This is a genomic window from Vibrio sp. SCSIO 43136 (genome assembly GCF_023716565.1).
GTDB lineage: Bacteria > Pseudomonadota > Gammaproteobacteria > Enterobacterales > Vibrionaceae > Vibrio.
In genome coordinates, this window is record NZ_CP071849.1 from 1,640,748 (window position 1) to 1,664,541 (window position 23,794).

General features: G+C 41.6%; 17 protein-coding genes. 9 read left to right on the forward strand and 8 right to left on the reverse strand.

Going from position 1 to position 23,794, the window contains the following annotated elements; genetic code table 11:
- Positions 1-207: 207 nt before the first annotated feature.
- Together J4N39_RS22260 and glmS are read left to right on the forward strand one after the other, a co-directional pair.
- On the forward strand, positions 208-969 hold the full coding sequence (locus tag J4N39_RS22260; protein WP_252025064.1) for a DeoR/GlpR family DNA-binding transcription regulator: 762 nt from the start codon (positions 208-210) through the stop codon (positions 967-969).
- 111 nt (positions 970-1,080) lie between these two features.
- Positions 1,081-2,913, forward strand: a complete 1,833-nt coding sequence (gene glmS / locus J4N39_RS22265; protein ID WP_252025066.1) for a glutamine--fructose-6-phosphate transaminase (isomerizing) — start codon at positions 1,081-1,083, stop codon at positions 2,911-2,913.
- Between the two features lie 538 nt (positions 2,914-3,451).
- On the opposite strand, the gene J4N39_RS22270 is transcribed toward glmS, so the two are convergent.
- The 8 genes from J4N39_RS22270 to J4N39_RS22305 all read right to left on the reverse strand — a co-directional run bounded on the left by J4N39_RS22270 (position 3,452) and on the right by J4N39_RS22305 (position 13,238).
- Positions 3,452-4,435, reverse strand: a complete 984-nt coding sequence (locus J4N39_RS22270) for a formylglycine-generating enzyme family protein (RefSeq protein ID WP_252025068.1) — start codon at positions 4,433-4,435, stop codon at positions 3,452-3,454.
- Positions 4,435-6,120: a WD40 repeat domain-containing protein gene (locus J4N39_RS22275; protein WP_252025070.1), complete on the reverse strand. Its 1,686-nt coding sequence runs from the start codon at positions 6,118-6,120 to the stop codon at positions 4,435-4,437. The genes J4N39_RS22270 and J4N39_RS22275 overlap by 1 nt, the downstream gene beginning before the upstream one ends.
- Before the next feature lie 11 nt (positions 6,121-6,131).
- Positions 6,132-6,740, reverse strand: coding sequence for a GTP cyclohydrolase II RibA (gene ribA, locus J4N39_RS22280; RefSeq protein ID WP_252025072.1), 609 nt, complete (start codon positions 6,738-6,740; stop codon positions 6,132-6,134).
- Positions 6,741-6,865: 125 nt separating this feature from the next.
- On the reverse strand, positions 6,866-7,459 hold the full coding sequence (locus J4N39_RS22285; protein ID WP_252025074.1) for an NADPH-dependent FMN reductase: 594 nt from the start codon (positions 7,457-7,459) through the stop codon (positions 6,866-6,868).
- The gene (locus tag J4N39_RS22290) at positions 7,459-8,556 is read right to left on the reverse strand and encodes a pyridoxal-phosphate dependent enzyme (protein WP_252025076.1); all 1,098 of its coding nucleotides are present in this window, start codon (positions 8,554-8,556) and stop codon (positions 7,459-7,461) included. Before J4N39_RS22290 ends, J4N39_RS22285 begins: the two co-directional genes overlap by 1 nt.
- Positions 8,557-8,582: 26 nt before the next feature.
- Positions 8,583-9,800: an MFS transporter gene (locus tag J4N39_RS22295; protein WP_252025078.1), complete on the reverse strand. Its 1,218-nt coding sequence runs from the start codon at positions 9,798-9,800 to the stop codon at positions 8,583-8,585.
- 89 nt (positions 9,801-9,889) lie between these two features.
- Positions 9,890-11,797: a WD40 repeat domain-containing protein gene (locus J4N39_RS22300; RefSeq protein ID WP_252025080.1), complete on the reverse strand. Its 1,908-nt coding sequence runs from the start codon at positions 11,795-11,797 to the stop codon at positions 9,890-9,892.
- Positions 11,798-12,060: 263 nt separating this feature from the next.
- Positions 12,061-13,238, reverse strand: a protein-coding gene (locus J4N39_RS22305) for an IS3 family transposase (protein ID WP_252025082.1) whose coding sequence is annotated in 2 segments (ribosomal slippage) — positions 12,061-12,971 and positions 12,971-13,238 — 1,179 coding nt in all. Because the reading frame shifts where the segments join, the coding sequence is not laid out codon by codon here.
- A gap of 85 nt (positions 13,239-13,323) precedes the next feature.
- Between J4N39_RS22305 and J4N39_RS22310 the strand changes: the two genes are divergently transcribed.
- From J4N39_RS22310 to J4N39_RS22340, 7 genes are all read left to right on the forward strand, one after another.
- Entirely contained in the window at positions 13,324-14,961 is a 1,638-nt protein-coding gene (locus J4N39_RS22310; RefSeq protein ID WP_252025084.1) for an AAA family ATPase, read from the forward strand.
- A complete protein-coding gene (locus J4N39_RS22315) occupies positions 14,962-16,506 on the forward strand; it encodes a TnsD family Tn7-like transposition protein (RefSeq protein ID WP_252025086.1) in 1,545 nt (514 codons plus the stop codon).
- Entirely contained in the window at positions 16,464-16,745 is a 282-nt protein-coding gene (locus J4N39_RS22320; RefSeq protein WP_252025088.1) for a hypothetical protein, read from the forward strand. The genes J4N39_RS22315 and J4N39_RS22320 overlap by 43 nt, the downstream gene beginning before the upstream one ends.
- Complete coding sequence (locus tag J4N39_RS23085) at positions 16,726-18,081, forward strand: Tn7-like element transposition protein TnsE (protein ID WP_503064122.1); 1,356 nt, start codon at positions 16,726-16,728, stop codon at positions 18,079-18,081. The genes J4N39_RS22320 and J4N39_RS23085 overlap by 20 nt, the downstream gene beginning before the upstream one ends.
- A 428-nt stretch (positions 18,082-18,509) precedes the next feature.
- Positions 18,510-19,166: a ParB N-terminal domain-containing protein gene (locus tag J4N39_RS22330; RefSeq protein WP_252025090.1), complete on the forward strand. Its 657-nt coding sequence runs from the start codon at positions 18,510-18,512 to the stop codon at positions 19,164-19,166.
- On the forward strand, positions 19,163-19,516 hold the full coding sequence (locus tag J4N39_RS22335; protein WP_252025092.1) for a hypothetical protein: 354 nt from the start codon (positions 19,163-19,165) through the stop codon (positions 19,514-19,516). Before J4N39_RS22330 ends, J4N39_RS22335 begins: the two co-directional genes overlap by 4 nt.
- 2 nt (positions 19,517-19,518) lie before the next feature.
- Positions 19,519-23,793, forward strand: a complete 4,275-nt coding sequence (locus J4N39_RS22340) for a hypothetical protein (protein ID WP_252025094.1) — start codon at positions 19,519-19,521, stop codon at positions 23,791-23,793.
- Position 23,794 lies beyond the last annotated feature (1 nt).

Below are 23,794 nucleotides of genomic sequence, written 5' to 3' on the forward strand. Positions count from 1 at the left end.
TATCAGTAGGGATCAATCCGCTATTCCAAACACAAAAACAATATCGGTAAGCCTAGCGCATGGCAGCTAAAGCGAACAACTCTTACCGCTTCCTTTCAAAACGAAACTTTCCTTCAATTTACCTTCAATTACTTCAAGAAAAAATTGGACATAATGTTTCGACTAACCCATAATCACTTTCAAATCGAAACTTAAACAGAAGCACTGATGGCAAAACGAAACACACAACTGAGAAGATTGGCGATTTCTAACCTAGTCAACGAACTAGGCGAAGTGAGCGTCGACGAGCTAGCACAAAAGTTTGAAACCTCAGAAGTGACCATTCGCAAAGATCTCGCATCGCTTGAAAACAACGGCCAATTGCTGCGTCGTTACGGTGGTGCGGTGGCCATCCCGACCGAAGTCTTTAACGAAGATATTGGCGGAAAAGTTTCAAACCGAAAGGTTAATCTTGCGAAAGCAGCAGCAGCGCTTATTCGTGACCACAACCGCATCGTCATCGACAGTGGCAGCACCACAGCGGCGCTTATCCAGCAGCTTAACGACAAACGTGGTTTGGTAGTCATGACCAACTCGCTCAATGTCGCTAATGCACTTAATGAACTGGAAAGTGAACCAACCCTGCTCATGACGGGCGGAACTTGGGATACCCATTCTGAGTCTTTCCAAGGCAAAGTGGCCGAATCTGTGTTGCGCGCCTACGACTTTGACCAACTATTTATCGGTGCTGATGGCGTAGATCTCATGCGGGGTACCACCTCTTTTAATGAGTTACTTGGCCTAAGCAAAGTCATGGCAGAAGTGTCGCGTGAAGTGATCGTCATGATCGAGTCAGACAAAGTTGGTCGCAAGATCCCAAATCTAGAGCTGGCTTGGGAACAAATCGATGTATTGGTCACCGACCAACAACTTGACCCTGAGCATAAAGCCCAAATTGAACAACATGGCGTAAGCGTGATTTGCGCCTAATATAGAATACTAAGACAGTTTCATATTTACTTCCCATCCGATAAGGCCTTTGCTTGCTGCCTTAAATGAAAAGATGGCTAGGGAAGAACAAAACAATTAAGGAGTATACCCATGTGTGGAATCGTAGGTGCTGTAGCACAACGAGACGTTGCTGAAATTTTGGTTGAAGGCCTTCGCCGCTTAGAATACCGCGGATACGACTCAGCGGGTGTAGCAGTGGTGGATAGCGAAACCAACCTGACTCGTGTTCGTCGCCTTGGCAAAGTTCAAGAGCTGGCAGACGCAGTAGACGAAGCAAACGTTGTAGGTGGCACAGGTATCGCACACACACGTTGGGCAACTCACGGTGAACCATCAGAAGCGAACGCCCACCCACACATGTCTGGTGATATTGCAGTAGTTCACAACGGCATCATCGAAAACCACGAAGAGCTGCGTGAGCTGCTTCAATCTCGTGGCTACGTATTCACCTCACAAACAGATACTGAAGTTATCGCTCACATGGTTGAGTGGGAACTTCGCACTTCAGAAACGCTACTAGAAGCAGTTCAAAAAACAGCGAAACAGCTAGAAGGTGCTTACGGTACGGTTGCGCTTGACCGTAAAGATCCCTCTCGTATCGTGGTAGCTCGCTCTGGAAGCCCAATCTGTATTGGTTTCGGTGTGGGTGAGAACTTCCTTGCTTCTGACCAACTCGCCCTGCTAAACGTTACTCGCCGCTTTATGTACCTAGAAGAAGGCGACGTAGCAGAAATCACTCGTCGTGAAGTGACAGTATTTGATGAAACTGGCGAGCGTGTTGAGCGTGAAATCACCGAATCAAACGCTGAACACGATGCGGGTGACAAAGGCCAATACCGCCACTTCATGCAAAAAGAGATCTACGAGCAACCAACGGCGCTTATCAACACTATGGAAGGCCGCATCACAGCAGACTCTGTGATCACAGATGCTATCGGTGTTAACGCTGCTGAAATCCTAGGTAAAGTTGAGCATGTTCAAATCGTTGCGTGTGGTACTTCATACAACGCAGGTATGACAGCACGCTACTGGTTTGAAGACATCGCAGGCGTAAGCTGTGACGTAGAAATCGCATCAGAGTTCCGCTACCGCAAGTTTGTGACTCGTCCAAACAGCCTACTGATCACTCTATCTCAGTCAGGTGAAACTGCGGATACGCTAGCAGCACTTCGTCTAGCGAAAGAGAAAGGCTACATGGCGGCAATGACCATCTGTAACGTGGCTGGTTCTTCGCTGGTTCGTGAGTCTGATTTTGCCTTCATGACTCGCGCAGGTGTAGAGATTGGCGTTGCTTCAACGAAAGCATTCACCACTCAGCTTTCTGCGCTACTGATGCTGGTAACAGCAATGGGTAAAGAGCAAGATCGCATCAGTAAAGAGAAAGAAAAAGAGATCGTAGAAGCACTGCACGCTCTACCTAAGCAGATCGAATCTGCACTATCTTTCGAAAAAGAAATCGAAGCCCTAGCACCAGATTTCGCTGACAAACACCACACCCTATTCTTAGGCCGTGGCGAGTTCTACCCAATCGCAATGGAAGCGTCTCTAAAACTAAAAGAGATCTCTTACATCCACGCTGAAGCATACGCAGCAGGTGAGCTTAAACATGGCCCACTAGCGCTTATCGATGCAGACATGCCAGTGGTAGTAGTAGCACCAAGCAACGACCTACTAGAGAAGCTGAAATCAAACGTTGAAGAAGTACGTGCACGTGGCGGCCTACTTTACGTATTCGCCGATGCAGACGCAGGCTTTGAAGCCGATGAGACCATGAAGATCATCACTCTGCCACATGTAAGCGAAATCACAGCCGCTATCTACTACACCATCCCAATGCAGCTACTTTCTTACTACGTAGCACTGATTAAAGGTACGGATGTTGACCAGCCACGTAACCTTGCTAAAGCGGTAACAGTGGAGTAATTGGTGACGGGTGCTTGCTCGTTTTGTACAAGAGTAATAAAGTTTCATACTGAGTATTAAAGTATCATACTAAGGAATAAAGTATCATACTCAAAAGGCAGCGAAGATTCGATCTCGCTGCCTTTTTGCTGTTTTCTCTAGCGAATTTTTGCCCCATTTTAAGTTAGCGACATTGTTAATTAACACGTTGTTATTACAGGTTTTCCTTACGATAAGTAATGATTGTCAAAAGACAAGATCTGCCCTGTTACCTATATACTCAACATTCAGAATAATTTCCTAAAGGAGTACCATTATCGATATGCCAACAGGCGAAGTAAGTATCAATCCAGTGGTGGTTTAATGCTCAATGAATCAGAGCTATTATATTGGGAAACTTCTAAAGCTGTGGTCAATTTTTGTTGACCACTACAAGAGAACACCGGATTCTGAAAGCCATCGAATTTACCGACAGCTAGAATTTGACAACCCTTTTCAATTTGAACTCCAATGGAAGAAATTGAAACTCTATCACTTAAATATCCGAGGCCTTCCATCCCTAAAGACTCTCAGCCAATCGAAATCCCATAACATAAATATCTTTCTTGTACCATCCATGCCGACGTCGTGTTCTTGCTAAGTCCTTAAATCGAGTAAAACTACCACCTCTGGCAACACGATATTGACCTTCTGAAATCAATAAATCATCTTCAATCATCACCCCATTTGGATACGGTACATATTCAGATGACGTGTATTCTTCCACATTACCCGACATGTCCATAACTCCAAACGGTGAAGCTCCACTAGCATACATGCCAATTGGTGTAGTGCGCAGCAAACCTTCTTCGACAGTGTTGGCTTTGCCTGTCAAGTATTGATCTCCCCAGGGATACTCTAATCCATCAGGTCCCCCTGCCGCATACTCCCATTCAGCTTCGGTTGGCAAGCGAAAAGCTCTACCTGTTTTTTCACTCAACCAAACGCAATATGCATCAGCCTGCTCGGCTGATATTGTGTGGACTGGGTGATTAGACAAATGCATGGGATATACACCAAATGCCCAAGAGGTTGGAAGTAACTTATTCCCAGTATCTTTGAGATACTCTAAATATTCCTGATTCGTTACACAGTATTTTCCAATCCCAAAAGTAGTCAACTCTACTTCATGTTCCGGACATTCCTTTTCTATCCAATCCCTAATTACACCATATTGTTGATATTTCTCAACAACACGTTCAACCTTATCGTAAGGCAATCCTAGCTTCACGGTGGCACCCTCCACAGTGATCATTTGTGGACACAAGCTGTTAATTCTCGGATCCCCCTTTAACGCTAAGATAAGTCCTGCAGCATAGCGAACTGCAGGCGGAGACATAGGACCTTCAATGATGAGCAGTAGCTCGTCTTGCGTCAGTGATTTCAATACGTCGTATTCTTGTCTTAAACAGTCGAGCTCTGTGTCCACAAAGGAATCTGGGAGCCCCATAGCTTCCCGAGAATTCATCTCATTGATGAGCAGCCCTGTTGATCTGAAATCCATTATCCCACCTTCGCTAAATTGTTAGGATTGATTGTGTGCACTTTACCATCGTAAGAAGCCGCAAGGAAAACGGATTGATATTCATCATAGGCCACTGATGATATACCCGAAGAACTGATTTTCTGCTTATGCCATGATTGGTCCACTACTCTATAACAACAAACTGTTCCTCGATAGTCGCCAGTGACTAACCAAGACTCTCCATCTGAGGCAATACACTTAATTGAATTCTTATGGGGGGTTTTGATAACTTGAGGTGAACTCCCCCAAAAACGCATGGTCAAATCCCTGCTGATTGATACGAACTGACCCGAAATAGCGGTAGCACCATTAACGATTTTTTCATGTCTACCTTCCAAAACTGGTGATAACTTTAGGTCTTTTCCACATTCCATAACTAAGACAGTTGTATCAGCACAGACTGTAAAAATTTTTCCATTGTCAAAAATGACATCTTTGATCGCATTACTGTGATTGGTCGAACTACACCAATAGACCAATTGATTGCGTTCATTGAGTTTTAAGAAAATCAATTCTCCGGTATATGCCCCAACGACTGCATATCGATCTTCTTTAAATTCAAATAGTTGGCAACAATTCAGCGGTGAATGATGTTGATAAATGACCTCCGAAGTCAATGCATTGTAGATTGCTCCATCTTGCCCACCACAAATTACCATACCATATTTAGAAACAATGAAATTACACAGTGAAGGGACTTGATTGATCACTCTATCACCAAGCTTTACGATCCCTGAGTCTCCTACCGTGTAGCAACCATCACTTGTTGGGTATAAGCCATTGATACCATGTGTCGGCTTGATAGCCGCTGTGTCCCACTTCTTATGCTCTATTGAGTAGATGGCGTAACGGTCACCAAATGTTACGAAGGCTACTTGATCATTATTGATAAACGCACACGAGCGGGGCCAAACAATATTAGGGATCTGGCCTTCCGTCAGATGTAGAATCTTACCCTCGGAGATTTCCCAGATCTTGAAGGTTCGATCGTAACTCAAACTTATGATTCTTTTTTGATTCAACACTAAACGTTTGATCCCAGATTTATGGCCTTTGATGCGCGATATCTCGCTACCATCTTTTTCAAAGTAGACCAATTCACCATCATCATTTCCCGAGACGATTTGACCTTGAGAAGTCACACATAAAGTATCCGTTTCCATCCCACCAAGTGATATAGTATCAAGCAGTGTACCTTTCTCTATATCCCAATAGCGTAAAGTACTGTCATCACCACACGAGACAACAATGGTATCTGATAACCATTCGACCGTGAGGACATCCTCTTCATGCCCAGAAAGCTCATGAATCAGTGCTCCTTGAACTGAGAAAACTCGCACTTTTTTGTCTCTTGAGGCTGTAGCGATCTGCTGATTATTTGGACTAAAGCTGATTCCTTCAACATCGTCGTCATGATGTAATACAGCGAGTAAGTTCATCGACGGTATATCCCAAATACGGGCGGAGTAGTCACTACTCGAAGATGCCAATAACTTGCTGTTATTCGAAAAGCATACTTGGTTGGCCAAATGATCATGAAATCCAACATCCACCGGTATATGAGTATTTTCATCCCACAGGATAACTCGATTATCATATCCGGCACTGGCCAAATACCCATTTTTTGAAACACTGATACCGCTAAGAGGTGATGTATGATACATATAAAACCTTTTTAATTTAGAGGGATAGGAGATGAAAAAATATGGTTGTCTTTTAGTTCTTTAGCCTGAAGATACTCTTTGTTTTCAGACGTAATGAAAACCGATGTTGAAATGCGATTTGTCACCTCTATCCCGTTGGACGATAGCGCTTTAAGTTTCTTAGGGTTATTAGATAAGAGCCTGACTTTTTTGACGTTAATCGCCTTTAACATCCCTGCAACCATGTCGAAAGACCTTAAGTCCTTTCCAAAGCCCAATAGTCTATTCGCATCGTAAGTGTCATGACCTTGATCTTGGAGTTTATAAGCCTCAAGCTTGTTGTAGAGACCAATGCCTCTGCCCTCTTGTCTGAGATACGCAATTATTCCGCCCTCTCTAGCAATGAGATCTAATGCTTCATATAGTTGTGGACCACAATCACAACGGCTCGATTGGAAGACATCTCCAGTCAGGCACTCTGAGTGAATTCGAAGGATAGGCTCTTCGGTACCCTTACCGTTTTTCGGTTTAACCACAATTAATAGATGCTCATTTGAAGCGTCAAAGGCATCAAAAGAATAAAAAGTTGCTGGTATTTTTTGGTTTGTGATCGGTATGACTACACTTTGTCTAATTTTCATGCTTTAACTCTCTATGATTTATTGGGGGGAAGAAAAGCAGTGCAAAGTTAGCCATGTTTACGTTCACCTCCCGCCCCGAAGTGCTCTATATCGTCCTTCTTTTACATCAAGACCATTTGTTTTGCTTAAGACATGCCGTATCGAAATCTTTCACTACACACAACGCCACTGGCTCGCACTCCTTGAAGTGCCTTTGAGTAATGTGAGAGGAGTGAAATGTGATAGTCAAAAATATCGTCATTTGTATCATCAATGAGCGTTTTGGCCTCCCTGTCGATGTGTCTTAAAATGACATGGTCTGGAATAAAGCAAATGTGGTTGTTCTTATATGCCGTCGCCCTCAACTCATGTACGGGGTTTGTCCCCCCTTTACTAGCAGAAATGCTCACTATGAGTGCCGGTTTATGTCCAACTTCTTCAAGCCCACAAAGCAATAGAAAATTTTTCAGTCCTGGTGGTACCATGCCACCCCATTCGGGTGTGATGAAGATAAACGCGTCAGCTTGACTTACTGTTGAAGCAACGACCTCCCACTTTTCCCACTCTGGCGTTTTACTCCAAACACCTTCATTCCATAAAGGTAAACTAAGTTGATAAAGATCGAGTACTTCTACACTCTTAAACTTATCTGCCACATATCTACTGCGCTCAATTTCAGCCGCCAACTTGGCACTTTGAGAGCCGTCTCGATGGCTTCCACTCACAATACACAATTTCATTAGTAGTTACTCTCCAACACCTTAATTTCAAATTTGTTCAATATATCTTGGTAAGCCAAATCATATTCTTTACCTAAAGCGCTCTCGTTTTCCTCTCGAGTTCCTCCACATGGGAAAACCGTGAGTATCTTGCTCGCAGTATCATCAGGCTCACAATCAGAAGCGATTTTAAGGGAGGTCAGCCAATTCGCTGCCGCAGATGAACCTATGAGATCCCCAGTCAACTCAAAGTATGCTCGCTTCGCTGCCATGGCTTCTGAATAGGAAGCAGTGTATTGACCGGTGATAGGAATATCGACTAATAGAGGTTGACCTCTTCCACAACCAAGCCCGCCAGAGCCGCCAAACTTAGGGCTACTGTTAGGTGGACGGGGATCTTTGTACTTCAGCTCCTCTGGCATATTGAGCCAATACTCACAGGGGACATTGCTGGAAGACAATGCGTTATAGAACCCTGCAAAAGTGCCTCCTGTACCCGCTGAAGCAACAAACTTAATCGGAGTGCTGTGATCCAATGAAAGATCATCTATTACTTCCTGTGCCGTTGTTGCCTGATGAAATGCAGTGTTGAGGCGCTCCTGATGCTGGTATGTAAATAAATACTCAGGGTGTTCTTCATGAATCCTAAAGGCTTCTTCCATTACTCCCCAAAAACCACGTTCCGACTGCACCAATACAACATCACTGCCGTTTAATTGTAGCTTTGTGAATTCACTCTTAGGCAATGCAGAACTGACCACCAACGTATTATTAATATTCAAAGCTTTGCAAATTTTTGACAAAGCGATGGCCAGATTTCCACCACTATACTCCAATAAATGGAAGTCCTTTGTATAATTGCTAAAGGCAATCGCTTTGATAATTAGGCAGTATGCCGTTCTTCCCTTTACTGAGCCACTAACGCTCTCGTTTTCCATTTTTGCATATATTGCGGGTCCACTAGATCCGCTAACTACTTGACGAACAGGTGTACGTACTGACTCATACTTAAAACGCTCGAGAAGTGGAAATAATGCCAAGACTTTGCGTTCCATTTCTTTAAAGTCAGAATCGAATTCGTTGTAATCTGTTTTGATTAGAAAATTTTCATAAACCATTAAATAAATCCATTTAAGTCTAAAAACTAAGCAGCTTCTTTTGCTGATTTTTTTTGCTCCACTCCTTTTAGTATGCTGTAACACAGCAAAATAGAGATAACACAAGCGAGGCCGCATACGTACCAAAGACCAATCATACTAAATTGAGAAATTACAAACCCACTGATAACAGGCCCTACGATCAGTGTTATATCGATGGTAAACTGATGCTTAATCATTAAGCTTGATGAAGGTTTATTGTGTTGAGTGGCCAATGAAGACAGCTTGGTGAGCACTGATGGATAGAACATACAAATGCTGATCGACCACAATGAGTATTGTAGAATGATGCTCATTTGTGAAGAAAAGCCTAAAGACAAAATACCAAAAGATGAAAACATCACTAGACCACCCAACATCATTCCAAACTCATTGCTTCTATTGGCTAATAGCTCAGTAATTTTCATCTGCAAAAACAATACAATAAATAAATTTAGTATTGAAAGGGATCCAAAAAACGACTTCGATAATCCCAAGTGTTCCACTAAATATATTGGTAAGAAGCTGTAAATCTGGAACATAGAAAACGAGAACAAGAAGGTGCACACAATTGTCGTTAAGATTTCTAGATTCAAAGGTGATGTTGATTTGGTTTCCACTTTTTCTTTTTTCGGCTTTGAGGTCTTTTCAAATGAAAAATCTTGAGTCACGAAATAAAATAAGGATAAACCGAAGCACACCACGACAAACCACAGGGTTAATGTGTAACTGAAATCAGCCAGAGCACCACAAATGACTAATCCCAATGCACTACCTATACTAATGAAAACTCGATATAAACTGTATGCAGTCTTCTTAATTTCCTCGTTCTGCAGATCTGACAGGTAAGTCTGTAACGCAGGGCGAAGCCCAGAAGCAAAAGTACTGAAAACAAACATACCAAATACAGCAGCGTAATAATGAGAGCTACTGAGCACCAAGCTAGTCGACGCAATACACAATACTACAGCAATTTGTATTGCTCTGATTGGCTCGCTGAATTTTAGGATATAGCCTGAAATCATTGTACCTACCAAGGATCCAAATCCTATAATCGACAGGAAATAACCGATCGTAGAAATGTCTAATTCAAACAATCCCAGTAGTATTAAACTGTAGAAATTCTTGAATGCTAAGCCCAGAAATACAATGGTGAGGCCAAAGAAAAGTTTGATTGTATTTATTGGAATGATCTTTATTGCTTTTTTATATGTATCAATCATCATACCTCCTAATTTGGCGACAACGAGTGTCGCCAAAAATTAGTGATTAAATATCGCCGCGTACTTTCATGTTAAGTCTCCTTTGTTGTCGTTTATGTTCTCTCAACCCTAGAAGAGTTGATCCTTGGATCTGTATTCAATAGATTGAGCCTATCTATCACTACAATCGTTTCATCATGAATACGATTGTAACTAATTACTCCATCCCGTCCGAAAGTTAGGAAATCGCCTGTATACGCAATACCAAATCGTTCAGGTTCTAAGTAATAAACACCTTTTAGATAATCAAAACTAGCCGATGAAGATGCTACGTTTTCTGATGTTGTTAAATCGTATATTTCACTTTGTTTAGTATAATTTATAGTGAATAAGTAATTTTTGTTTTTATCCCACGCGAAGTCTTCTACTGTATTCGTCCAATTGTCGGAAATAAGAGTATGGGTTATTTGGTTTAGTCCATTTTCTAATTTGTATCGAATCACTTTACTGCTATTTGATGCGAGAAACGTTTCATCATCGACCCAATTTATTCTTTGAGTAAACCGATGGGAGTCAGTTACAAGGAAAACTTCATCACTGAGCGTGTTGAAAATAAACACATTTTTAATTCGATCTGCAACAGCAAGGTATTGTCCATTTGGGGAAATAGACAGTGCCCAAGCCGGCATATCTCTTTTGAGTAGCAAACTTAGATCGCCTTGAACAAACCGGTAGATAGAGCCATCTTCACAACAAATGTAGAGCTTTCCGTCATAACTAAAATCCAAATCTCTTATATTTGAGCCTAGGTCCACGTTAAACTTTATTTCATCGTTTTCTATGATCAGGAGTTGACCTGTTGAGAGTCCAAGCGCTATTTCATTTGTGGCTTCACAACAACTCAGTCGCTTAATGTAGTCGTCTGGATTGATAGGTAATTCTGTACTAGTTACGGAAAAATTTATCTTATTATCGAAGGCATTCAGCGATTCAGGGTCTAATCGAAATAGTTTTGCCCCTTCACCACCTATATAGATACTTTTATTCATCGCATCTGCAGACCAAAGTGCAAATGGGGTTTCCTTAATTAAGTCAATAACCTCACCAGTAGAAACGGATAGCTTATATAAAATCCCATTTCTGCTCTGTGCAATCATGATATCTGGGCTGTCGTTCAACACTTTAATCCAGCGAAATTTAAATGGTGCTTTAAATACCACTCGAACAACCGATAAGTCTTCAGGGTTGATTTCAAATATCCGCTTACAAAACCCCGAAGCGTATATTTTACCCGTGGTTTTACACTTGGTCACATGCTCCATATGATCTATTGCAAACAACTCACCAACTGTATAGGCTCCGGTCACTGAATCAAATCGAATAACACATCGTCCATCACTGGCAATAAAGAACTCATTGTTTTCGATATGCTCAAACCAATGATGGGCTTGATTAGAAAGCTCACGTCCAACGTTCCAGCAGGCAACTAATGTATCGCCATCGGTTTTATATACATGCCCTCTGTTAGTACACGTTAATAGTTCGTCACCACTCCCACAATAGCGTGCCGTAATAAAGTCGAAACCTCCATGGAATCGAGTGCAATGGAGAACCTCATATGTCTCATCAGAAAAAGTCACCTCAAACAAACCTGAAGTACCGCCTGCACTTGCCAATTGGGGCTTATTAGGATGAAAAGTTAATGCTTGTGTCGAAGTCACGGACATTTCGAATTGATCACCTTCAGGGCGTATATTCCGTGAAACAATCTTATGGGTAAGTGACACCTTGCCATCTGTCACCTTCAATATGCAAATAGTTCCGTCTTTGCCCAACGTCGCAACATACGGCAGTGATTCATGAATCGATACAACATGAATTGAGCCCATATGCAGTTGAATCCTTTTCTCTATTGAAAAAGATGATGCATCAATTATCAGCAACTCACCAGCAAAATTCCCTGCGTAAATCTTCTCATCATCATGCGATAAAGCGAATGAATCTATTTTTTTGAACGACATTCCTTGCCTCTATACTCCCCAAAAGTAGTATCTTCGTTAGCTATAACTTTTGGATATTTTCTCATTTGACATACATCAATTGCACGCTAGATACATATGCAACAAAACTTGGAGTAAATCTTACATAAGAAACAAATAAACAACAATTACATTATGCAACAATGTGATATGAACCAAGAAATGCCTATTGATATCAAGCAATTATATCTAGCCCTACTAAAGTTCAAAATTTCAATCATTAGAGTTATAACCGAGTGTAGTGGTCAACTAAAATTGGCCACAGTTTTGTAAGTTTCCCAGTAAAGTCTTTCCGACTCATTTGGTGTGAGACCACCATTGTATTGATGCGGCCTGACTTGGCTGTAATATCTGATGATGTAGCCAACAATGCTGTTCCAGGCTTCCGTTAAGCTTCGATAGCCACAAGCTGGCACCCATTCTGTTTTTAGGCTTCTGAAGAAGCGTTCCATCGGGCTGTTATCCCAACAGTTTCCTCTACGCGATAAGCTTTGTTTAATCTGATAACGCCATAAAATCTGACGGAACTTACGGCTCGTGTAATGTGTTCCCTGATCGCTATGGAACATAACTCCTTTCGGCTTGCCACGGCTTTCATAAGCCATTTTTAAGGCTTTGGCCGTCAACTGACTATCGGGCGAAAAAGACATCGCCCAACCAATTGGTTTACGAGCAAACAAGTCCAGTACAACGGCTAGATAAGCCCAGCGGTTTCCTGTCCAGACATAAGTCACATCACCAACCCACACCTGATTTGGAGCCGTAACAGCGAACTGGCGCTCAAGGTGATTCGGGATCTCCACATGCTCGGGAGACTGTTTCTTATATCGGTGCTTCGGTAGCTGTCGACTCACTATCACAAGCTTTTTCATGATTTTAGTTGCTCGATAGCGACTCAAATTAACGCCAGCATTAGTTACGATACCAGCAATCGTTCGAGCCCCAGCAAAGCCATTGCTAGCACTATGAGCCTCTTGTACAAGCGCTCGAGTTTGAACTTCTAATACAGGAATCGCTCTTGGTCGTCGCTTCCAATACTTATAACTACTTCGATGGATGCCGAAGACATTGCAAAGCGTTGTGATGCTGTAGCTCTGTTTGAGTCGATCGATTATCGAGAATTTTTCAGTGAGTCCGACATCAACAGAGCTGTAGCCTTTTTTATGATTTCATTGTGCTCTTCAAGCTCAGCGATCCGTTTCTTTAACTCTCGAATTTCAATCTGTTCTGGCGTTAACGGTGAGGCCTTTGGGGTAATGCCTTTCCGTTCTTGTTTGAGTTGCCTTACCCACTTATCCATAGCTGACTTGCTCACATTCATAGCTTTGGCAGCTTCATCAACGGAGTAGCCTTGTTCAACAACCAGTTGAGCTGCTTCAAGTTTGAATTCTGGACTGAAAGTTCTTCTCGTACGTTTTGTCATAGTTCCACCTGTTGTGTACGAGGTGCATCTTAACACCTCTAATTAGGTGGCCAAATTCACTATGCCACTACAATGAGGATGATGAATGACTTTACCACAAGAGTACGTTAGAGCTTCTTATCGAAGCACTGGCAACCCATCATATGATGGAAACCCTTTCATTGAAGCTTTAACTCCGATTATGGAGATTAAGCAACTCAAAGAGGGGTTAGAGGGGAAGGTTAATTTTTCTTTGGATAATTTAAGGGCTAAACCACGCAAAAGAGCACATATGGTTGCCTCTTTGCTCGATGATTTCTTTCAACCCCTCTCTCAGCATGTCCTCTTGGAAGAAAAAATATCGATAATGATACGTCGAGGTTATGTGAGCAGAAACATAACTGATGGATCATTAAATGAACGTTTACAAGAAGGCTATGAGCGGATTATGGCTGGTAATCCTGAAGGCCAGCGATTCAGTAATGTATTAACAACAGCTACTTGCTTGTCATTGATTGGGTGTTCTGGGAGTGGTAAAAGCTCAACCTTGGGACGCATCCTTGCTACTTACCCTCAAGTTATTTATCACGAAAAGCACAACTTTTATCAACTGAGCTACTTAAAAATTGAGTGTCCTAATAATGGTTCTCAGAAAAGTCTGTGCTTGAATTTTTTCAGAGAAGTCGATCGGCGACTGGGTACTACATATCTAAAGCAGTATAGGACGGCTACTTTAGGGGAAGATAATTTACTGAACTTAATGGGACAGGTCGCAAATGAGCGGGCGATTGGCGTTTTAGTCATCGATGAAATTCAACGCTTGAGAGTCAAAAAATTTGTAGGTCGAGAGCAAATGCTAGAGTTCTTCGTTGAGCTAGTTAATACAGTGGGGATTCCTGTTGTGTTAGTAGGCACTCCCAAGGCTCGACCACTATTTGAGATTGAACTCCAATCTGCAAGGAGAACAACGGGTATTGGCTCTCTTGAATGGCCACCTATGAGGCAGTACCCCAAAGACCCAAGAGCTAGAAATGAATGGGTTGCGTTTACTAATAAGCTTTGGCGCTATCAATGGCTTAATAAGCGAGATGAAGTACTTAGTGATGAGGTTCGAGACTGTTGGTATGAATTATCTCAAGGTGTTCTAGATATCATAGTGAAGCTATTTGTGCTAGCTCAATTACGTGCAATTGCGACAAAGCTAGAACGTATTACGGTCGATGTAATGAAATCTGTGTATGAGGACGAACTAAAACCGGTACATGCGATGCTTGATGCTTTGAGGAGGCAAGACTCTACAGCAATTAATAAGTACTCCGATCTTCACTTATCTGATTTTGATAAGAAAGCACTTACTTTATATCAGAAGATTAGTGAACTGCCTGATGAGCCAGAACTCCCGTTTAGCAATAATGAACAAGCTATGCGTCTTTATAACATGCTAGTTCAAATGGATTGCCAATCTGAATTTTTAGTGCCGCTGATTGAGCGCATCTTTGAAGAGCAGCCAAAGCTGACATTACGAGATATGATGCCACTGATACTTGAGTGGTATGAAGAATCGAAGTTACAGGAGTTTAAAAAGCCAAAGGCAGTGCAAGTTGAATTGGTTAAGCATAAAGATTGGGGTAGCTTAGGGAGTAATGACTTACGCTTTATTTATTCTCAGCTAAACAAAACAGAATCGTTTTACAGTGCGCTCAAAGAAAGAGGGCAAATACTCGACTTGAGAGCAGTGAATTAAATGCTTGGATTCCCCGTTCCTTACACAGAAGAGCTGATTTATAGCGTTGTGGCAAGAGCGGGAGTTCATGCAGGTATAACCTCACCAAAGTTACTATTAGAAACTGTTTTTGAAGATAGAAAGGTGATCCCAACTGTCGATTTACCAAGTCATTTATCTCAAATATCGGGTCATTATCCACCATCATTGAATCTAACTACGCTGTCATTGATATATCAGCATACGCTTTTTCCTATCTATGCTCCCTTTGTCAGTGAAGCGAAGCGACAAGATGGTATTGAGTGGATGACTGAGCAATCTAGAGGGGTTATTCATCTTGTTTTTGGTATTGTCGCCTCTCTTGTGAAGCAGGCTCAGCACCTTCAATATTGTCCTAAGTGCTTTGAGGAGCAACGCACCCAATATGGTGAAAGGTATTGGACTAGAGATTGGCTAGTACCAGGTGTAACTTGGTGCCTGAAACACCAAACAACGTTACTTCAATCAGCATTACCACTTCACCATGAACAGCGGCATCAGTTTTATCCTGCGAACATATCGAGCGATGACAATCCGATTGAATCGTTGAAGAAAGAGTCATTGTGGGTTGCTAATTGGGCTAACCAATTATTAAGAATAGCACTTAACACATCCCCTACAGCTTACCAATGGAGCTGTTATTACCGTGACTTAGCTGTTCAAGCAGGTTGCCATAGAGGAGCGTATATTAACCACTTTGAGGTGGCTGAGATTATAGGTGTTCATTGGAGTCGAGGGTGGCTATCTGCGAACCATCTTTGGATAACAGATATGGAAACTTGTTGGGCTAAGGGCATACTGCGAAAACATCGAAAGTCGTTCAGTTTCCTACAGCACTTGGTGGTTCTTTCAAGCCTCTTTGGGAAAGTGCCTGATGCCTCTGCGGTTATTGAAAGTGTTAAGCAATATCCTACGAATCAACCGATTACTCAAAAAGTTAGCTTGGATCTCGTGGTGGACCGAAGCAAAAGGTTGCAATGGCTTACTCTACTCAAAGCTCATGGGAGCAAACGAGCAAGGTTGAATGGCTCACAGGGTTTGTATATGTGGCTGTATCGACATGATTATGAGTGGCTTATGAAAATCAACAAGCGATATCGAAGAGAGATTCGCTATGAGGATAAGCGTGTAAATTGGACGAATAGGGATAAAAAGCTTGTTCGTCGTTTATTCAAAACATTTAGAGAGCATGAACAGGATGATTTCTCTCCACGGCTATCAGCTACGTATTTGCTCGCAAGGTTGGGGATCGGTGCGATGCCTGAAAGAAAGTATCGCAAGCTGCCCCTCACTCGACAGTTTCTTTTTAAGTACTCGGAATCAGTCACACAATATCAGATCTGCCGACTGACCAATGAGTATATTTCTCAACATTTACAACCTATTCAAATTGAACGGTGGCGTTTGCTCAGGAACTCAGGTTTGAGTAAAGAACGTCTAATGCCATTGACTCGCTGTTTTCTACAAGGATTGATGGAAGGTATATGGGTAACTACAACTATAAGCACATCCCCGAAAGTGCCATAGTGCTTGGCATCGGTTCGTTATTTAAGAAAAGGGATAACGTTTACTGGGGAATTAACCTTTCTTTTTCGCAAAAAGTCGAGCGTCCTTCTATACGGATTTCAGGTGCTCCATTGATTCGTCGGCATAAAACCTTAAGTGCCAATCTGGAAGATACCACTAAAGGTAAGCTTTTGACCTTTAAAATTGAGGACGCTCAAAAGTGGAAGATAAAGCGGTTAAATGAGAAAGCGGTTAAATGAGTGTCCTGCGCTTGGCTCAATGAAGATAAAAGAGCGCAACCAAGAGCAATGGTGCTTTGAAATTGAACTGAAAGATGGAGCCGTAGTTTTTCTGCCACAGTTTGAGTTAGCCAGGGTTCTGTTCTTACACGATAACTACATGTCGAGAGTGTGCCTTGAACATGGCAGACTATCATCAGATTTCAATATCAAAGAACAAGATGGTCATTGGCAGATAAACGCTACGCTAGCGTCTAGTTACCCGCTTGACGCCTACAATGATGAGAAGTGCAGACGCTATCTAAGTTGGATACTCATGGACCCTGAAGCTAGAGAGTCATTTGAGAGTATTCATCGAACTATGATGAGCGAGCATTACCAACAAGGGCAATATCAAAAATGGGACTTCTCATTTGTACCACCAAGGCTTACAGGGGCAACGCTGCAAGTTTCAGGGTGGAATGATTGGAGTACGAATAGCTTTTTTGTTTGGGAAGTCAGACGAATTGATAATTTGCCATCTTCAATGCCAGAAGAGATCGATTTCTATCATCCTAAGTTTGAGCGAAAAATTTATGCTCAAGGAGGTGGAACTTACAAATGGCGTCCAGAACGTCCTGAAGACCATGATCTTGACGATACAAAAGATGCCAACCAAAACGAAAAGCGAGTGACATTAGGTACGGATGCTGTGCAGTGTTCTTTTGTTACCCCATTTAAGACCAATAAGACCACTAACAAGGTCAAAGACACTAAGAGTGGTAAGCCAGATGAAGATGAGCCAGGGGAGGCTTCTTCGACCTTATCCCCTAATGACAGCGATATTACAGGAACTATCCCAGATGCCGATTACGACATTTTGAATGATGAAACGGATGACGCCGATCTCTATAAGAATAAGTTTGACTGCTTCTTTGATGTGATGGATAGACTAGAAAAACTTGATGGACTCTATATGAAACGTTTCCCCTTAGCGAAGTTACCCAAGCTTCCACGTTGCAAAAAGCATATGTTAGCCGACGATGCGAATCCTCGATGTATTGCTATTGTTGAGGTTGCTTACCAAGGTGGTGTATTTCATATCATCGAAGTCGACACCTCTGATGCCAAAGATTCACTATCGACGATGGTGCTGCAACTGAGTAGCCAAGGTGATTTGAAAGAGAAAATCAAGGAGCTTGCTACTCGAATCGTTAAGAAGTCAATCTCTTGGCCTACTGATTACCTTGAAGAAATCTGTGACGTTGGTAACTTCAAAGGTGTTTCCCACCCATCATGTAAGCACAAAGGGTTGTTGGACCCTGCTGACCTAGATAAGTGGGCTGATAGGTTCATGGTGCAGCTAGGTAATAGTTAACTTGGTTGTAAAGAATATCTTGACCAATTGGTTTGCATGCAAAACCACCGTTGGATTGTGCATCAGCAATCCAGAAAAAACGGTGGGCTGACGGATGATGAGATAGCAAAGAGGGCATCCAGGTTTTGTGTAAAGTTAGCTGCAATTGTTTAATAAAAAACTCCCCATCTAAAGAAATACGCTTACCCTATGCGAGCTATTTGGTAAGTAACATTTCTATTCAGGTTTTTCATAAAAAAACATATGCAACATTTAATGGATGCAACTTTTTCCGACTATTTATTCGCTGTTTTTATGTGGATATTTACGATTTTATAGGGATTTTGAGCTTTGCAGTAATTCTCATCTTTGTTTTGTTGTAAAAATTGCTATTTTTTGCATTCGTGGTAGGTTGTTCTTTCTGTATTTTTGAATGCATAGAGGCGGGAATGAAGTATCCAATATTAAAGGATGTATCGATATCAAAGCTGATCTCTGATTCATCCTTGCAACACAGGGTTGTTACTAAAGGCAATGAGTACAGCGAAGACTACCTGCACGGTCTAGCTGAAAATATAAGACTTAATGGCCTTAAGAAGCCAATCCGAGTTGTTGAATTGGAGAAAGAAGACTTTAACCCTATAACTGGCGTTCTCTTCAATGTAGGTGATCTTATTATTGTTGATGGATTTCACCGTAAAGAGGCCATTGCGCGATTGGGCTATGAAAAGTCCGAAGTTGAAATTCTGAAGAAAGGTACCTTCGCTGATGCTGCGGCGCTTTCATGTAGTGCTAATGCAGACAACGAATATTCTCGCCGCCGTGGAACAGGTGATATCAAGCAAGCAATCAAGGATTACATTGATTTTCTTAAAGCTGACTCAGATCGAACTGGCAAGAAACTATTTGTATTTCGGTATGCAAAATGGGCTCAACTATTCAAGTGTACTGAGCAAACATTGCACCATTATGATTTTGTTAAAGAATTTCGTGACGAAGTTAAAAAGGTGAACGTAAATGGATTATTGATCAGAAGAAGGCAGGCAAAAGCTCCACTGAGATCGCTCAAAAGAGTACTGGTATCTCACATGGCGGCGAAGCTTTGAGTTTCGAAAAAGTTAAAAAAATTCGGTACGACAAGAGAGAAAAAACTTCCAATGGTAGTTTTTTCCCAACAAGACGAACAAACTCACTAAAAGTAAACAAACCAAAAACACCGCCCCCTGTGGTCACTAATCGCATAGAGTTCGACCACCTTATTGCAAGTAACTTGCACCATGATGAAGTTGTAGCTGTTATCCAAAAGATGACTGCAGAAGACCGCATGAAATTATTCGATAGTTGGAAGGTTCTCTCCAAAGCTATGAAGGAAGCAGGTGTTATGACACGGCCGTATGACTCTTTGAAGTTCGTTGACAACTTCGCTTCTGGCCGTTTTGAGTTTAAGGAGTGGTAAGAATGCCTAGATATAACTTTAACAATGTAACGACTCCAACATGCGAAAGCCCCTTGTCAGAGGCTATTCGAGAGTCTGTGTATGAATATCGTGATTCTGTATTTGACGTCGAAAATGAAGATGAGCACGGTTTCTTAAAAATGATTAAGTGTCCAACAGGGCTTGGCAAGACATACTCAATTGCAGCATTGATTACGGATTCTGTTATTAGTTATGCCCGCCATAGTTTCGGGACAATTGATGAAATAACGGATGCAATGCACCAAATGGCGGATGATGTAATCAACATTGATAGTAATTCTATTGACGGTTATCGAATATCAGAGCTTATTGATTTCGCCAGTTCATTCAAAAAAAACATCGATGATATCGACTTTTCAAAACACATGTCAGTTATTGTCGCCTGTTTGCATAATAAGGCTCTTTCCCTGTACAACAAATGTTTGGAGGCAGGCATCACTGAGCCTTCCTTCATGAGAAAAGTTAATGATCTTTTAAGCCTAATTCAAAAGAAAACAGTACTTAAATCTACTGGTTTACCAATCGTCGTGATGACCGATGCAAACACGATTGTGGAAGATATTTTTAATGAGACCCGAGGTGTTATTGAGAATCATAGGCAACTGACAGGTGACCAAAAATTATTCATAAAGAATCGCTTAGTGCTTATCAAAAACAATGTAAGCCAGACATCAGACGCTACAGAGTCAGTTAAAAAAGCGCTAATCAAAGTCCTTGATGAACATAGTGATGATGACTCTGGTTTGCTTGGTCGTCTGAATAGCAATTTTAGTAATGTTCGGAGTTATATAGAACTTCTGAAAGCCGACAATCAGAAGCCCACAGATAAGAACAATAAAGAGCTTTCTGATGCTGCAAGAGAGTTGTTTAGAGCTATATCTGTTCAGGCCAGAAGCTATGTCGAGGATATGAACAAAAAAGATGAACGTATCGCCCCTGAAATCCTTGATAACCTTTATGAGCTATTTCCAGCCTTTAGACTAAGTAATCATGATGCCGATGTTTTGTATATGACAACAGATAAATGGCTGTTGCCGGTGAAGAGTTTCCCCAAGGATATTAACTTTTCATCAGCATCTAGTGGTAATCGTCATATGCTTATTATTGACGAAATGGATCGGCAAGCAGGGAAAATTAGAAACCGTCTGCTCCAATCTCATGAGTTGATGTTAATTAAACGCCTGAAAACAGCAATAAGTGCTGGCCGGGTACATCAGCTTGAAAACTCACCTGTTGTTGATGGTGTGGCTGAAATCATGACCGATGCTATTGAAAGGGTAAGAGAAGCTAGAGAAAAGTGTCTTTTGGAATACAGCTATGACTTTGATTTTAGCAGTGGTGATTCTGAAGAAGCTCAACTGTTTCAATCTCCAGGGCACACACAGGCAATTGTGGTTGATGGTTCTGGTCTCAATGATGCAAAGCCAACATCGAAGAAGGACAGAAAGGCTATTGTCCTGAATAAAGCCACTGAAAATGATCGCATAATCAATGTGTTTGAGGTTGTTCCAGACCCAAAAGGTGAGATTAGCAGTCGGGATTTTATTAATGTAATAGAGATGCTAGATGAGACATTGAAGTCTTTCCTTCAATCTCTCAAGGGGGCTGTATTCGAGATAGTAAAGAACAGTCGTGAGAGTCCTCCCTATGATCTAACAATCCCTGCTGCTGTTAAAATTTTGGTGAGTCAGTATAGCTTGGTTGGCTTTGAAGAGGATATTCTGAATACTATTTTCAACGGTGTTCCAAAAACAGATACCGGTGATGTTACTAAGCGCCCTGCCCTGACTAACAGTTTCCATAGAAATGGTTTCAATCATTACCATGTTACGCGCAAAAATGCTTCATCAATAACTGTTGAAACTATGAAGTATGGTCTTGAAATGAGTGCTACGGGTATTATTGAGAATATTGTAAAGCGTGGCTGTGAGGTTATTGGTATTTCCGCCACTCTAGACTCTGGGACTGTAGTTCATGACTTCGATCATGACTATCTGCGAGAGATTTTGGGTAAAAAATACCTTGAAACAAGTAAAACTCAGGCACAAACGATCTATGATTTTTACTGTCATCGTCGAGCCTATGAAGATAATGGTGTAAAGGTAAGAGTAGAGTATTTCGAAGACAGCCGGGAAACTGTGAGAGAGAATTTTGGTTCTGAAATCGAAATGAAGACTGATTTATTGAAAATGTGTCGATTACCTGATACTTCAGGTGACGCTGAATCTGACACAATTGAGTACAGAGTTTCTAAGCTCAGTAAACTACTACAAGCTATGAAAAAGTTTATTGAAGTGCCAAAGTTCGATGCTCGTTACATGATTTGCTTTGCTAGTCGAGGCATAGGTGGATTCAAGGCAGAAGAAGAGTTTTTAAAAAGAGCTTGTAGGAAGTATGCGGATGCTGTCGGAGTAGATGTTGAGGTTTTCTGTAATCTTAATGCAGCAAAACTAAAGTCTGGTGAAATGGATAAGATTCATGACATCTTGGCTAATACCAGAAAGAAGGTAATCATTTTAACTTCATATGCAAGTCTTGGGGCCGGAAAAAATCCAGATTACAATCCTAAGCAAAGCGCTGATATTAAGCGTCTCATTTGTGTCGATAATTATAAAGACAAATACGGTAACAGCATTCCAAATAGCGGTAAAGCCGATGTGGACACTGTCTATGTTGAACTACCCACCCACATGTTCCCTTCATATTCTGACGGCACTATCGGTATCAGCACCCCCTTTCGTATGAGTCTGATTTATAGCATAATTTCTATGGAAGAAGCTGGAATGATCACCCCCAAGCATGCATATATGTGGGCAAAATCTTGCTTAGAATGTGACTCCAAGGATGTACTAATGAAGAGCCTAAATTCTGCATATATGTCCAGTCGTGAGAATCATCTGACTTTTGGTAACAGTATTGACTACATAGCTGCCGTTCGTAGTGTTATTGAACAAGCAGTAGGGCGAACTGCTCGAACAGCTAACAAACGAAAAGTTATTCGTATCTTCGGAGAAGACAAGCTGATTAGTATTATCCGAAAAGATGATCGACCAATAGAGTTCATGAGCCATGAATATAGGGCAATGGTTAAGAAAACAGAGCGCATCACTGGCGGTGCCACAAAAGCGCCGTTAAGTCGGTTGTCCAAGTCTGAAAGCCTAAAAGTGGCAGCCTCATCAGATAACCTGCGAGCTTCTGATGACATGATGAGTAAGGTTTACGAGATTAATAAAATTAGCCGCCATACTAAGGCTAAGTCTGGCTTGCTACTCAAGGAGGTCGCTGATGGCATTAGTTCTTCTGAAGACTATCACGAAGCAATAGAAGTTGTTCAGAATGCTAAAGAAAAGGCGGCTGATGAATACCTCTACAACATCAAACCTAACTTATGGAGAAAAGTAGCCAATGATATTGAGGAGAAGGTAGGTTTTGAATTTGATGAAGAGGCGGTAGCTAGAATATCAAGAGGACTTCATAAAGCCGGAGACAGGCACATTGCTGCATCAAGAGAGATTGCGGATGAGTGGGAGCGTTGGAGGAGTTATGTGCTTAAAAGGCCAACCTCCAAATCTAAACCATCCCTATTTTCCGGGTTCTATATTGAGGTTCCGGAAAACCAGGCCAATAACAAAAGCTATAGCTATTTTGGTAAACCTGAAAAACCCTTTAGTTATCGTTTCTTTGATAGTCTTGGTGGGAGTAGTTATCAAGTGAATGAAAAGGTTGCGAAACTAAAAAAAATCCTTTCTAACCCACATGTATCAGCCCACTTCAAAAAGAATGGTTTCGTTACGGAATGGGAAACCGGAAGATTTATGCTAGCCCCAGTAATTTTTACAAACATCTATCGACCCGCTTTAGCTGAACAGGCTTGTGAAGCAATCCTTGCGTCGAAAGGCTTCAAGATCGAGCCACTTGAAATTGGTCTTGAAGAGAAGTTTGACTTTATCATTTCAGATAGAGATGGCAACAGGGCATACGTAGATGTGAAGTTTTGGAACGCTCCTGCACTCCCCAAAATCTACATTAAGAAAAAGATAAATTATCTAACTGATCAAACAGATATTAAGAAATTCATCTTTCTCAATATGTTTTACGAAGAAGGTCAAGCGGTTGATTACAGAAAATCTGATGCTTTAACAATTGAACATGATAGATCTAAAGCTCCGGTTATGGTTGTACCAGGCATCATGTGCGGAACTACTGATCGCGTAGTTCACATCAAAGAAATTTCGAACTTTATTAAAAGGAAGTAAT